This window comes from Myroides oncorhynchi, assembly GCF_020905415.1.
In the GTDB taxonomy this organism is placed as follows: Bacteria; Bacteroidota; Bacteroidia; order Flavobacteriales; family Flavobacteriaceae; genus Flavobacterium; species Flavobacterium oncorhynchi_A.
Genome location: NZ_JAJJMP010000001.1, coordinates 3,903,805 through 3,917,048, shown reverse-complemented (window position 1 = coordinate 3,917,048; position 13,244 = coordinate 3,903,805). Strand labels below are relative to the sequence as shown.

The following is a 13,244-nucleotide window of genomic DNA, read 5'->3' as shown; positions in this document are numbered from 1 at the left end:
ATAGTTTAAATTAATTCGTAGTCTTTTTCTTATTTCGTCTACCCCAGTAGATTATAAAACCTGTGACAGGAAGTGATGCACAGAATAAACTCATGATAAAGGCAAGTATCTTACCTGTCATTCCAAAGAAAGCACCTACGTGTAAATCATACGTAGCACTAGTAGCACGGTCTGCTAATAATCTTTCTTCGTGAGGTCTATTAAACAGTACTTCGCCTGAGTGCTCATCGAAGATCATTAGGTTTCCTTCACTATAAGTAAACTCTCGATCTTTAATCCAAATACTCATGTTATCATGGTGGTGATCCGCTTCTTCGTGATCTTCTAAATCAAGACCAAATGAGAAGGCGTTAGGGTAGTATTCTTTTACTTTCTCTGCTATGCGATCTATGGTAGTAGCAGTCTCCATTGATTCAGGAGCTACTGTCTTAAAGTGACTGAAGTCAGGTGAATGTGATGAGAAGCCATTTATTAAAAAGTAAACCCAAGTCATCGTAATGCGGAATGAATACATAATTCCTGTAATAGCAACTATCAGCGCTAAGAAGGAAGCGTAGAACCCTAGTATATTATGAATATCATAGTTCTTACGACGCCATCCTTTTACTTTCTTCCATCTAAACCAGAAGCGTTGCTTACGCATATTCTTATTCTTAGGCCACCATAGTATGATACCCGTTACTAACATAACAACAAATATGATAGTAGATACACCTACGATAGTTCCTCCTACTGAACTACTTAATAGTAATGAGCGGTGTAAGATCATCGTAAAGAAGAACGGACTCTTTCGAAGGTCGCGTATAGCTATTATTTCACCTGTATATTGATTAACGTAAACTGATTTAAAGACAAGGTAAGTGTCGAAGTAGTTCCACCCATTTCGACTCACTTTGTCAAGCCCAAATTGGTAAGAGCGGTTAGGATCTATGGGAATGGTAACGCTTTCGGCAGGTACTTCTTCATTGACTAACTGCGCATTGACTATATCTTTTAATTCCTTAATAGGAATGGGCTTCTTATTTGCAATATCTGTTTCTCCGTGAAAAATCTGCTCTTTATTAAGGTAGGCTGAGATATCTTCATTGAAGACAAATACAGCACCTGATAAGGATACGATTAGTACAATTATTCCTGACAATAGTCCTAGCCATAAGTGAATTTTAAGCATATACTTTTTAAAAACTCCCTTACTTTTTTTGGGCTTATCAGCATTCATTATATTTCGTTATTTAGATTAGTTAAGTTTAATTAGGTAGGGCAAATATATAATTATTTATAATGATTCTAAGTACAAACCTTCTTATTTTGAGAATATTTTTATAACTAACTGATAATTAATTGTTAAATAAGATGAGGTGGTTGAGTTAATTCTAAATAAGGGAGTGATTAGTATAAAAAAAGAGTTGCACTCTGGCAACTCTCTAATTATTTATTAAGGGGCTGTGTATTGGCTTATTTAGCAGCCCATATTTCTATTTCTAAGTGAATCTCCGGAAATCCTAATGCAGTGATATAACCTACCGTCATAGATGGATACTCTGTACCGAATGTATTATCCCATACCTCATAGAAGAAGTCCCAATCAATTTCTTTAGTTGCCCAGATGTTTACTTTGATTACATCTTCTGCATGTAGCTTTTGACTAGCTAATACTTGGATGATATTCATAAAAGTATTTTGCACTTGCGCATTAAAAGTTTCAGGGATATTACCCATAGCATCTGTGCCTATCTGACCAGAGAATGTATATAGATTAGCACCTTTAGGTACTACTGTTACGTGAGAATATCTTCCTACAGGAGCGGCTAATGTACTAGGGTTAAGTCGTTGTATTTTTGTACTCATTTGCTGTCGTTTATTATTTCGCGGACGAAAATAACATTTCCTTTTCTCAATTTGAGTTTCCTAACATATTTTAGCTTATTTATATGATGATTGACAATCTATTGATGACGACCCGCTGTATTACTTAAACCCTAAACTTCTCCCTATACTGCGAAGGTGTCATCAGCTTGTGCTTTTTAAACAACTTAGACAGGTGACTCTCATCATTAAAGTCAAGTTCGAACGCTATCTCTTTCAGTCGCATAGTACTGTATTTTAACCTTGTCTCTACTAACTTTAGTTTATAGTCTAAGATGTAATCTTGCAGAGAGACACCCACTTGCTTTTTAAAGTATTCTCCAAAATAGTTTTTAGAAATCCCAAATGCCGTAGCTAAGGCATCAATAGAGAGTGATTGTTTATCGCCGATATGCTGTTGTATATAGGTAATAATCTTCATTACATCTTGTGCCGTGCTGTTATCCGCTACTTGCTTGTGATCACTTTGTATGAGGTTTCTCGCTACTAGATTTAGTAAGATAGAGACACACTGTCTGATGATTAAGTAATCTTGTGTGTTAGTCTGATATTCTTTTTTTATACTATGTAGCAGTGTAGAAGCGAATAACTCATCAGCCTTATCTCTAAACACACATCCTGCCTTTGAGTGATAGTTATGGGTGATAAACGTAAGCTTGTTGATGTTGTCACAAGTCTCTATACGATCTGCTTCTGTGCGGATCTGTGTTATAAACGAGGGGGGACACTCAATTAGGAGTAAGGAACAAGACTTGCTCTTAAACGTATACTTGGTATCAAAGGGTATCACAAACAACTTCCCCTTTTTAAAAGGGACTTCCTGTGTATCATACACACTTGATCCTTTTCCCTCGTGTACATAGATAAGCGTTAACTGTGCTGTAGGTTGTACTTCAAAAACTTCGTCTTTAAGCTCAATCTCTTTCACAACAATCGGTTCAAACAAATTCTTACGTACCATAGCATACTTATAAAACCTTTTAAAGTACAAGATTATTTGTACTTAGGGTGTTTACTTTGCAAAGTAATAAAAAATAAATATATGAACGAATATAAGAATAGATGGGGTATACTCCGCTATTTAGTTATTGGAGCTTTTTTATCTCCATTAGATTACTTTATTGTCAATATGGCGCTACCTGCTATTAAGGCATCGTTTCACGCTACAGAAAATCAGTTACAGATGGTTATCGCTATCTACGGATTAACTTATGCTGCCTTAGTAGTGTGCAGTGGAAAATTAGGTGATATGTATGGAAGGCGTACTGTGTTTACAACAGGACTGTGGATCTTCTTATTGTCTTCGTTAGCGTGTGCTTTCTCACCAATGATTGGTTGGCTGATCTTTTCTCGTTTCTTACAGGGAGTAGGAGCTTCGTTACTTGCACCACAAGTATTAGCCTCTATCCGCATCCTCTTTGATGAGTCAGAACGAGCGAAGGCATTGGGGGTCTTTGGCTCTGTATTTGGCTTAGCGGCTATAGTAGGACAGCTATTAGGTGGAGTGCTACTAAATATACACTTGTGGGGGTTGACTTGGGAGATAATCTTCTTGGTTAACGTGCCTGTAGCAGCTGTGTGTTTATATGGTATTTATGCGAATATGGAGAAAGAACAAGTACAGCAACAAAAACTTGACTATATAGGAGTAATCCTTGTGATCAGTGCATTGCTTTGTTTTATTACGCCACTTATTTACGGTAGAACGTATGATTGGGCGTGGTGGATATTCGCACTTGTCGCTTTGAGTTTAGTCTTGGTAACTTTATTTGTCAAGTATGAACAGTATAGAGAAAAACAAAGCAAATCAGTACTCTTATCTATTGCATTGTTTCAAAACAAAAGCTTTGCTTATAACTTGCCGATTATCTTGTTTTACAACTTTACAGCAGGGCTATTTATCTGTTATCCTTATTACCTTCAGTCTCACCTTGGCTGGGAAGTGCTAACTGTAGGAATCGCTATCTTGCCTTATGGTATTGGGTTTTTCTTAGGACCTGTATTATTTGCAAGGATAGAGAAGTCAACTGCCTTTTGGGTGAAATTAGGTTTGGGGTTATTGCTAATCTCTTTTGTAACTTTAGGGGGACTATTTAGTCTGTATAGCGAACCTAATGTAATGATGCACATTATGTTTTTATCCGCAGGGTTGGGACATGGTATACTAATGCCTGTGATGATGAAAGAGAGTATACGTAGTATAGTAGTAGAGCAAGTAGGGCAGGCATCAGGTATCGTGAGTACTACTATTCAAGTAGGGAGTGTGTTAGGAGGTGCTATTATAGGGACAATATTCTTTAGTTTAAGCGGAGTAGTAGGGTACCCTACAGCATTTGCTATTGCAATATCCGTAATAGGATTAGTACAATTAATAAGCATAGGTTTTTATGCTCAAATCAATAAACAAAAATAAACAATATGAATAATTTAGAATTAGGAAAACAACAGGTAATCGACTTTCACGTCAATATACAGACTTGGTTTAATGGGATTGCTACAGATAAGGAGTCAGTATATAAGGCTATATTAAGTACATTTGATCCATCATTTATAATGACGAATGGCGATGGTAAAAGTATGGGGTATGATACGTTTACGCAATGGCTAACCACTGCTTATGGAATCTTTCCAACAAGACAAATAGAGGTTAAAGATATAGCAGGATACGCTACTTTCGGGCACATCATAGTGGAGTATATAGAAATACAACAGACTGATGATGTAAGAACAGAAAGACAATCTTCTGCTATATTTACTTTAAAAGATGGTAAAGCAATGTGGTATCACTTAGTAGAGCGTTGGGTTTTATAGGTTAACGGTATATGGTTAACAGTTGACGGTTTTAGCCTTGCGTTTAAAAGGCTATTAATCTTACGAAGTGATAAAGTGAATGTGGGCTATTAAATATAACTAAACTGCAAAGTCTCTTGACTTTGAGGTAAATAGAATATCGATAATTTGATGGTTTCAGTCCACGGTTTTAGCCTTGCGTTTAAAAGCCTCCTATTCTTACGAAGTTATAAGGTAAAGTGGATGTGATATAGTTTGCAAGTATTTGCATGAAGTCGAGAGACCTCATACACAGGGACTTTTCACAGCAGGTTAGTGTGACTAAAAATAATGTGAATGGATAAAGTTTATATGATGAATCTGATGACCTATCATATTGAATCCCATTGCTTCTACAGATATTCTATGTTTCCAATTAATACCTGATTTTCTAAAATCATATTGATCAAATGTATTAAAAAGAGCTATAGTTGCTTTTCTAACAACTATTAGCTCTTTTATAATTTGTTCTAAAGACCTATTGTTAGCTTTAGAATGACTAGCTATAAGTTGTTCATCGAATGATATTACATAGTTTTCATTACCTTTTACGAATTGAAGTGTACCAGAACATAGTATTCTTTCTATGTCTGCAATATGCTGAAATACTTCATTAATTGTCCATTTATTAGGAGCATATGTTTTTAACCCAATGTTGTTTAGCAATGAGTAATTGACAGATTCTAGTTGTTTTAAACTTGCGTCAAATGCTTCAAATAAATCAATGTCTTCAACTAAGTTTATGTACTTGTCAAAGTATTCGGGCATATTAATTATTTCACTTTTTTTCATATAATGCTTAAACAAACTACTTCTTTGTTGATATATTGCAACATCACGCTCGCGCAGATTTGCAATCTGTGTGATCACACCATCACACCTCCACGACATCACAACCCCCAAAACTATTTCCTATCAAGATCTGTAATCAACAAAGGATTATCTTGACGCAACTGTTCGATTAACTTTTCTGTCTCTGTAGTCATAGGATTCTCTAATAAGATATCTAATTCTTTCTGTGTAATTCCCACCATTTGTAAGAAATCAACACGTCCATTAGGAGTATCTAAAGAGCCTAATTCTGGATCTCTTACAAAAGCGATAGCTACTAAATCGGTATCATAGTCTAATCGAATAGGGCCATTAACCGGAATAAAGTGAAACTCTTCAAACCACTTACCTGAGTTGAATACATATTTCGCTAAGTTGTTCATTAGGTTCATTGCCCAATGGATATTTTCATCACCTTGCCTCTTTAAACGCATTGTCATCTCAAAACCATATCCACTGTAATTATTGTTTACTCCTTCTTCGTTGTAATACAAATCAGAGAAACCAAAAGTAGTAATATGAAAGTGGTCAGTCTGTTTCTCGCTTTTATATACACTCAGCCCGTCTAATGGATTCTCTCCTCCTAAAGAATAAGGAATAGCATTACCGAAATGCTCAGGCTGTTGTTCTCCGTATAGTTTTTCTAAGTGATCAGAGATAGCGTCCCATCCCACAGGATCTTCTTCATTATAATTTTGTTTGTATTCTTCTACAGTCATTTTTCCATATTTTTCGTGTGAAACAAATATAAATGAAATATGATAAACAACATCTTTCGGTATATATCAAAACGTTAAAAATTATTTGTGTTAGAAATATTAGAATTATATTTAACAATTCAAAATAAGCAGTTATATACAATATGAAAATAGCCATCGTATGCTATCCTACCTTTGGAGGTAGTGGTGTAGTAGCCACTGAATTAGGATTAGAATTAGCAAAAAGAAATCACGAGGTGCATTTTATTACTTATAGTCAACCTGTACGTTTAGCTCTGCTAAACCCTAATATATACTATCACGAAGTAAATGTACCCGAGTACCCATTATTCCATTATCAGCCTTATGAACTTGCCTTGTCAAGTAAGTTAGTAGATATGGTTAAATTATTTAAGATAGATGTACTTCACGTACATTATGCTATTCCTCACGCTTATGCAGGGTATATGGCAAAGCAAATGTTGAAAGAACAAGGTATCAACTTGCCAATGATTACAACACTACACGGAACGGATATTACGTTAGTAGGGAATCATCCTAACTACAAGTCAGCTGTGAGTTTTAGTATCAATAATTCAGACTATGTTACTTCTGTATCTGAGTCATTAAAGCAGTCTACACATTGTTTGTTTGGTACAGAGAAAGAGATACATGTGATTCCTAACTTTATTGAAGTGAAAGAGATGGACTGTGATGATACTCCATGTAAACGCAGTGCAATGGCAGGAAAAGACGAAGTCATTATCACGCATATCAGTAACTTTAGAAAAGTAAAGCGCATAGAAGATGTAGTCTCTATATTCTACGGTATTCAGAAAGAAAGACCTGCCAAACTAATGTTAGTAGGGGATGGTCCTGAGAAAGAGCGTGCAGAGCGTCAAGCCTTAGAATTAGGTATTTATGATAAGATTATCTTCTTTGGCAACAGTAACGAAATAGAGCATATCTTATCTTATTCTGACTTGTTCTTATTACCATCTGAGACAGAGAGTTTCGGTCTTGCTGCACTAGAAGCAATGGCGATGGGTGTACCTGTTATCTCAAGTAATACAGGGGGACTTCCAGAAGTGAACGAACCAGGTATCTCAGGGTATTTAAGTGATGTAGGGGATGTCGAAGATATGGTCGCTAACTCACTAAAAATATTAAAAGATCACGATACATTATGTGGGTTTAAACAACGTGCACGTGAAGTAGCGAAGAAGTTTAGTATCGATAAGGTATTGCCATTATATGAAGAGATTTACAACGCAGCGATTGCGAAGAAGTAAAGTATTATAAATAGTAAAAGGGAGTCAAGTGATTGGCTCCCTTTTTTATCATCTCTCCTTAGGGTATTTATAACAATTCTTAATCTAGGTAAATTGCCCTGTGGTATATACTAGTACTATTAAGCGGCTTATCTAAGTTCGTCCATACCGTCCAAAGATGTACAATACCAGCCCCCTAATCTTTAGGAAGAGAGACAATTCCTTGTTCGTCTTCACGCTGACCAATATTTTCAACGATGTGAAATGCATTCTTTTGATTGTGAAAAAAGACAACAGATAATAGGTCATTTGCGTTTGTTAAGCTATTGTGACTATTGTCTTCCCATTGTAGATATACTTGCTTATCCTCTGTCAGTTTTATCTCTTTAAAGTGAGTAACAGGTAATATTCCTAAAGCCACGGTTACCTTATTAAGAAGAAGATAAGGGGTATTATCTATGACCTCTAAACCTTGTTTTAATAATATAGAACTAGCCTGATCCGTCCCTGTAGGCATACTCTTTTTTCCTTGAATAGGGGAAATGTGACTATTAATAAATGGTTTTAGTGTTTTTAAGAAACGCGATACTAAAGTGAGTTTAGCTCTTTGTAGTAGCTGTTTTTCTGATGCAGGTTTGCCATTTGACGTTGGTAGAGAGCGCAAGATTTTTTTATCTATCCATTGTACTCCTACTACAGTACCTACTTTTTCGATAGGTGGACTAAGAATTCCATCTTTTATTTGAGCTGTAATCTATTGATTTTGAATGATTAATAATTGTTGGGAAGATATGTTTTTGGTTATTGCAGTTTTACAACTAGGGGAGTAAACAGGAGTAAAACGGAGTAAAAGAGAGTAAACAGGAAGTAAATATGAACTATAAAGTTAATTCGTTGCCTACTTCGAGAAGGTTATTTGCCCATTTCTTGCTGAATGAAGTCCTCTGAGCAGGAATACCGCAGTGATAATGCATATACTCGGCTATAAAGGGCAAGGGGAAATTAGGAATAACATCTAAGGTTTTTTTATACAAAAAAAGGCTGTCTATTAAAGACAACCTTTTTATATAGTGATATTATTAAAATATCTATGACTAACCTTCTTTCTTAGTACTAAAAATGGTAGAACCTACACTAGCTGTGATGACACAGGCAATAGATATCCACTGTATGAAAGTCAAATGTTCCTTTAAGAATAACAGTCCTGACATCGCTGCAAAAGCAGGCTGTAAACTTGTCAAGATACTAAAGGTTTTAGCAGGTAATTGTTTTAAAGCGATTAGGTCTAATGAGAAAGGCAATGCACTAGATAGAACTGCAACTAATACACCTAGACCTAAACTGCTCCATGTTAGGTTTTCTAGTCCGCCACTAAATAATGCTACTGGAACGACAATAAGGGTAGCAAAAACTAATCCTACTGATACAGCGTGATTCGTATTCATCTCTTTAGAGACTTTACTTCCCATCACTATATAACATGCCCAGAATACCCCTGCTGTAGCAGCTAATCCTAGACCTATAATATCTACATTATTGGTTTGCCAGGGTACGATAAGTAATATTCCTGCACAGGCAAACAATGCCCATACAATATCTAATAGTTTTCGCGATAAGAATAAGGCTAAAAATAATGGACCTATAAATTCGATTGTAACTCCTAATCCTAGTGGGATACGCTGTATTGCTAGATAAAATATCATATTCATTAAAGCGATCGATCCTCCAAATAAACCACAATACATCCATTCTTTTTTAGAGAATTTAGAGATCTTAGGTCTGTTGATGATATTAAGTAAGATAGCTGATATTCCTATTCGCAGTGCAGTAGTACCTGTAGCACCTACTACTGGAAATAATTGCTTGGCTACAGATGCTCCTCCTTGCACACACATCATAGAGGTTAAGGCAGCAGAAACTGCAGACGCTGTTTTGTTTTTTTTCATTTGTAGTTTAAGGTAGTGTTTTTATATAATTTCAGATATCTCAGTACTTGACAGAAGCTATATTAATTACATTGATTGTCTTATAGGTTAATCGTCAAAGCTATGATAATTTCTAAAAATATCAAATAGAAGGGTAGGTTCTTATTTGATTGGTGTTAGAAGATGTATAGCTTATATATTAGCGACATTTCATAGCAAAAAACACTCTAATAAATAGTTAAGATTAGATATTTTAGAGCAAAAAGTACTTTTTAATTTGGTAGTTCAATATATAATTGTTTTCTTTGGCATCGGTAATTAGGAAAAACACTAAATTTTTGTGTAGTAACTATTTGAAAATGAAGATAGATTAGATGTGAGAGAGCAAAATAGTAAGTAATTACCTTCTTAAGTAAGAATAATTAATTCATCTACTAAATTAATATCACAGTTAAAGCTCTTTCTTTTTTAGAAAGAGCTTTTCTTTTTAAAGGAATATTAAACCTATTAGACTAAATATATACTTTTTTAGAAGTAAAAAATGGGATGAAGTCTCTATATTTTACAAAGAACATTCTCAATGCGTGAAGTTTTATGTGTTTTAACTAAAAATAGTTTATTCTACACTTGATTTGACTTATTTTTAGCGCCTATTAATGTCAATCAAACTAATTAACCTTACTAACGAGTGAATACAAATATAAAGATACAGACATTGTCTACTTCTACTATTTTAGGAGAAGAGACTTCGGATATTACCTTATTTAAACATATAGAAAAAGGTAGAAACGATCTATTATCTCCACATAAACACGATTTCTATTTTATCTTTTTTGTAGAAAAAGGAGGGGGATACCACGATATTGATTTTGAACGATTAGAAGTAGTAGACTATCAAGTGTTTTTCTTAAGACCACAGCAAGTACATTATTGGTTATTAGAGAATCACACTGTTGGTTTTCAACTTATGTTTTCTCCTACTATACTACAATCGTTAAACACTACTTACAGCCCATTGGCTTACTTTCAATTAGGGGCTCCAAATCAAATGCGCTTGTCTAAAGAAGCATTTGAACAATATAAGACTGACTTAGAAGAGTTAGAGCATAGGTTAGGTAAAGATCAGATAATAGATAGGGAGATCTCTCTTTTGTCTTTTCACTTGCTATTAAAGCATTTACATAAACACTTCTTAAGCTATCATGGTGCAGTTAATCCTCAGGGTATTGATAAGAATATAGTACAGTTCGAAGAGTTGTTAGAAATACATTTTAAAGAACAAAGCGGAGTAGCTTTTTATGCAGAGAAATTAAAAATAACACCGAATTATCTGAATATACTTTGTAAAAAAGTATTAGGAACTAATGCTGGATCGCTTGTCCAAAATAGACTTTTATTAGAAGCTAAAAGATTATTAACTACGACTAATATCTCGGTAAAGGAAATAGCTTTCTCACTGTCTTTTAATGATACGAGTTATTTTAATAACTTTTTTAAGAAACAGTTAGGTGTTACTCCTGGAGAATTTAGGTCTAGTTATAAAAAATCCAATAATCTATAATTATATTGCAACTTCCTTCATATCGGTACTTCTATCTTTGTGTTAGTAGTTATAAGTAATGAACTTAACCTATTAAAACCAAGAAATATGAAAATGATAAGAAGAATAGCTATACTATTTTTTATAGGCTTTATTGGAGGTGTGGCTATGGCTTGTAACACGTCAGATGAAAGTTTAAATCACTCAGATGAAGTAGTAGATATGAAGGAAGTATCTTTATTTACCGCAATTAAGAATAATAATCTTACTGCTGTTAAACAGCTTATAGAAAGTGAGGTTGATATCGAGCAGCGCAACGAGAAGGGGGAAACACCTTTAATGTATGCGGTGTATTTGGAACGCAATGCTATTGGTAAAATACTAATAGAGTCTGGAGCAGATGTCAATGCACAAGATAAAGTGTTAAACAGTCCTTTTTTGTATGCTGGTGCTGAAGGTAATTTAGAAATAGTACAGTTGTCTTTAGAAAATGGTGCAAATTTTAGCGTATTTAATCGTTATAATGGTAGTGCTCTTATACCTGCAGCAGAAAAAGGTCATGTAGAGGTAGTTAAGTTACTTGTTAATTATCCTGATTATCCCATTGATCATATCAATAGATTAGGATGGACAGCGTTAATAGAGGCTATTGTACTTAGCAATGGTGGAGCTGTACACATCCAAATCGTAGATGAACTTATCAAAGGAGGAGTGAACGTAAATATACCTGATGCAGATGGAATAACTCCTCTGCAACATGCTCAGCAAAGAAATTATACCAGTATAGTTAAACTACTTAAGACTGCTGGTGGAAAATAAAATGAGCAGTGAATCAACCAATAAGAACTCAATATGATAAATAGAAAGCAATTTCTTGGCTTAACAGCCGCTGCTGCTGGTGGATTATTTATACCTTCAGTTGGCTCTTCTACAAAGGCAAGTACTAATACTTTTCTAGATATAGATGGTACTTCATTTGTATTGACTAATGTTTTATTAGAAAAAGGTTTCGAATATAATGAACAAGGGCAAGTATGGCGTACTATTACAGAATTGTGTGATATTCATATAGTAGAAGGTATTATTGTTGCTATTAATCTAGCAGGTACTAAAGTATATGACGATATTCCTAAAGTAGAAGGAAGTAATTTTTTAATGTTGCCAGGGTTGAGAGATATGCATATTCATATTGATAAGACTTTTTATGGAGAACGATGGTATGGAGATCCTAAACCAGGTCGATCTGTAAAAGACATGATAGATTTAGAGCGTAGAATATTGCCTAAGCTTTTAGAGAAATCTGTTGAGAAGGCAGAATTGGCAATTGATTTAATGAATAGTCAAGGTACTTATTTTGCAAGGTGTCAGACTAATATAGACCCTATAAGTGGATTGAAAAGTTTAGAAAATCTAAAAATAGCACTAGAGAATAAAAAAGATGCTATGGGAAGTGAAATAGTAGCTTTTCCGCAGCATGGTATATTATATTCTGGTAGTGAAGGATTGTTGCGAGAGGCAGCTCAGCTTGGAGTGGACTATATCGGAGGACTTGACCCTACTACTGTAGATGGAAATATGGAGAAGTCTTTGGATACAATGATTCAGATTGCTTTAGATTATAACAAAGGAATAGATATTCACTTACACGAAGGAGCAAAGACAGGTATTCCTGCAATAAAACATATTTTAAAGCACGTAGAAGCAAACAAAGCCCTTCAGGGACGTACTTATATCAGTCATGGGTTTGCACTTGGTCAAATAGACGCTAAAGAGTTAGAGTCCCTATCAGAACAAATGAGATCTACTAAAATAGGTATAATATCTAGTGTACCTATTGGGCGTTCTATGATGCCTATCCCTACATTTTATAATCACAAAGTAAGTGTAATGACAGGTACAGATAGTATTATTGATCATTGGCAGCCTTTTGGATCTTGTGATATGATAGAAAAAGCAAAATATTGTGCAGAACTTTATGGATGGACTGATGAGTTTAGATTAAGTAGAGCATTACAGATAGCAACAAAAGATCAAATACTTCCTTTAAGCGATAAAGGGGAACGCCAATGGCCTAAGGTAGGTGATTCTGCTAATTTTGTTTTAGTAAAAGCAAGTTGCTCTGCAGAAGCAGTAGCTCGTACACCTGACAGAGAGGCAACATTCTATAAAGGGAATAAAGTTTATACTAGAGGAACTGTTTAGTTTTTTTTCGGTTCTCAAACCACAACTTAACCATCTTATAGAATAACAAAAAAAGGAGTTGCTTTTAAAACAACTCCTCTTA

Annotated in this window: 13 protein-coding genes; 6 read left to right on the top strand and 7 right to left on the bottom strand. The window is 34.8% G+C overall.

What is annotated here, in order from left to right; translation table 11 throughout:
• Window positions 1–10: 10 nt before the first annotated feature.
• From LNQ81_RS17045 to LNQ81_RS17035, 3 genes are all read right to left on the bottom strand, one after another.
• Entirely contained in the window at window positions 11–1,171 is a 1,161-nt protein-coding gene (locus LNQ81_RS17045) for a PepSY-associated TM helix domain-containing protein (RefSeq protein WP_229948839.1), read from the bottom strand.
• Between the two features lie 284 nt (window positions 1,172–1,455).
• Window positions 1,456–1,848, bottom strand: a complete 393-nt coding sequence (locus LNQ81_RS17040) for a RidA family protein (protein ID WP_229948838.1) — start codon at window positions 1,846–1,848, stop codon at window positions 1,456–1,458.
• Window positions 1,849–1,972: 124 nt separating this feature from the next.
• Window positions 1,973–2,827 carry an AraC family transcriptional regulator gene (locus tag LNQ81_RS17035; RefSeq protein WP_229948837.1) on the bottom strand — a complete coding sequence of 285 codons (855 nt, stop codon included), beginning with the start codon at window positions 2,825–2,827 and terminating at the stop codon, window positions 1,973–1,975.
• 81 nt (window positions 2,828–2,908) lie between these two features.
• On the opposite strand from LNQ81_RS17035, the gene LNQ81_RS17030 reads away from it, so the two are divergent.
• Both LNQ81_RS17030 and LNQ81_RS17025 read left to right on the top strand, forming a co-directional pair.
• Window positions 2,909–4,279, top strand: a complete 1,371-nt coding sequence (locus tag LNQ81_RS17030; protein WP_229948836.1) for an MFS transporter — start codon at window positions 2,909–2,911, stop codon at window positions 4,277–4,279.
• Window positions 4,280–4,284: 5 nt separating this feature from the next.
• Window positions 4,285–4,677 (top strand): hypothetical protein, encoded by a 393-nt coding sequence (locus tag LNQ81_RS17025; RefSeq protein ID WP_229948835.1) that lies wholly within the window; start codon window positions 4,285–4,287, stop codon window positions 4,675–4,677.
• Window positions 4,678–4,977: 300 nt separating this feature from the next.
• Here the strand turns inward: LNQ81_RS17025 and LNQ81_RS17020 are convergent, their stop codons facing one another.
• Window positions 4,978–5,487 (bottom strand): DinB family protein, encoded by a 510-nt coding sequence (locus LNQ81_RS17020; RefSeq protein ID WP_229948834.1) that lies wholly within the window; start codon window positions 5,485–5,487, stop codon window positions 4,978–4,980.
• A gap of 113 nt (window positions 5,488–5,600) precedes the next feature.
• Window positions 5,601–6,245: a suppressor of fused domain protein gene (locus LNQ81_RS17015; RefSeq protein ID WP_229948833.1), complete on the bottom strand. Its 645-nt coding sequence runs from the start codon at window positions 6,243–6,245 to the stop codon at window positions 5,601–5,603.
• A 143-nt stretch (window positions 6,246–6,388) separates the two neighbouring features.
• Between LNQ81_RS17015 and bshA the strand changes: the two genes are divergently transcribed.
• On the top strand, window positions 6,389–7,516 hold the full coding sequence (gene bshA / locus LNQ81_RS17010; RefSeq protein WP_229948831.1) for an N-acetyl-alpha-D-glucosaminyl L-malate synthase BshA: 1,128 nt from the start codon (window positions 6,389–6,391) through the stop codon (window positions 7,514–7,516).
• Window positions 7,517–7,691: 175 nt separating this feature from the next.
• Here the strand turns inward: bshA and LNQ81_RS17005 are convergent, their stop codons facing one another.
• Window positions 7,692–8,210 (bottom strand): DUF6266 family protein, encoded by a 519-nt coding sequence (locus LNQ81_RS17005; protein WP_336245925.1) that lies wholly within the window; start codon window positions 8,208–8,210, stop codon window positions 7,692–7,694.
• A 379-nt stretch (window positions 8,211–8,589) separates the two neighbouring features.
• Window positions 8,590–9,441, bottom strand: a complete 852-nt coding sequence (locus tag LNQ81_RS17000; protein WP_229948827.1) for an EamA family transporter — start codon at window positions 9,439–9,441, stop codon at window positions 8,590–8,592.
• Window positions 9,442–10,108: 667 nt separating this feature from the next.
• Between LNQ81_RS17000 and LNQ81_RS16995 the strand changes: the two genes are divergently transcribed.
• The 3 genes from LNQ81_RS16995 (at window position 10,109) to LNQ81_RS16985 (ending at window position 13,162) form a co-directional block, all read left to right on the top strand.
• Complete coding sequence (locus LNQ81_RS16995) at window positions 10,109–10,981, top strand: helix-turn-helix domain-containing protein (protein WP_229948825.1); 873 nt, start codon at window positions 10,109–10,111, stop codon at window positions 10,979–10,981.
• A gap of 87 nt (window positions 10,982–11,068) precedes the next feature.
• Window positions 11,069–11,779: an ankyrin repeat domain-containing protein gene (locus tag LNQ81_RS16990; protein ID WP_229948824.1), complete on the top strand. Its 711-nt coding sequence runs from the start codon at window positions 11,069–11,071 to the stop codon at window positions 11,777–11,779.
• 33 nt (window positions 11,780–11,812) lie between these two features.
• A complete protein-coding gene (locus LNQ81_RS16985) occupies window positions 11,813–13,162 on the top strand; it encodes an amidohydrolase (protein WP_229948822.1) in 1,350 nt (449 codons plus the stop codon).
• Window positions 13,163–13,244: the final 82 nt, after the last annotated feature.

Coding starts and splice junctions, on each gene's coding strand:
- LNQ81_RS17015 (WP_229948833.1), bottom strand. CDS start 6,245: ATGACTGTAGAAGAATACAAACAAAATTATAATGAAGAAGATCCTGTG.
- LNQ81_RS17040 (WP_229948838.1), bottom strand. CDS start 1,848: ATGAGTACAAAAATACAACGACTTAACCCTAGTACATTAGCCGCTCCT.
- LNQ81_RS16990 (WP_229948824.1), top strand. CDS start 11,069: ATGAAAATGATAAGAAGAATAGCTATACTATTTTTTATAGGCTTTATT.
- LNQ81_RS17020 (WP_229948834.1), bottom strand. CDS start 5,487: ATGAAAAAAAGTGAAATAATTAATATGCCCGAATACTTTGACAAGTAC.
- LNQ81_RS17045 (WP_229948839.1), bottom strand. CDS start 1,171: ATGCTTAAAATTCACTTATGGCTAGGACTATTGTCAGGAATAATTGTA.
- LNQ81_RS17025 (WP_229948835.1), top strand. CDS start 4,285: ATGAATAATTTAGAATTAGGAAAACAACAGGTAATCGACTTTCACGTC.
- LNQ81_RS17030 (WP_229948836.1), top strand. CDS start 2,909: ATGAACGAATATAAGAATAGATGGGGTATACTCCGCTATTTAGTTATT.
- LNQ81_RS17000 (WP_229948827.1), bottom strand. CDS start 9,441: ATGAAAAAAAACAAAACAGCGTCTGCAGTTTCTGCTGCCTTAACCTCT.
- LNQ81_RS17035 (WP_229948837.1), bottom strand. CDS start 2,827: ATGGTACGTAAGAATTTGTTTGAACCGATTGTTGTGAAAGAGATTGAG.
- LNQ81_RS16985 (WP_229948822.1), top strand. CDS start 11,813: ATGATAAATAGAAAGCAATTTCTTGGCTTAACAGCCGCTGCTGCTGGT.
- bshA (WP_229948831.1), top strand. CDS start 6,389: ATGAAAATAGCCATCGTATGCTATCCTACCTTTGGAGGTAGTGGTGTA.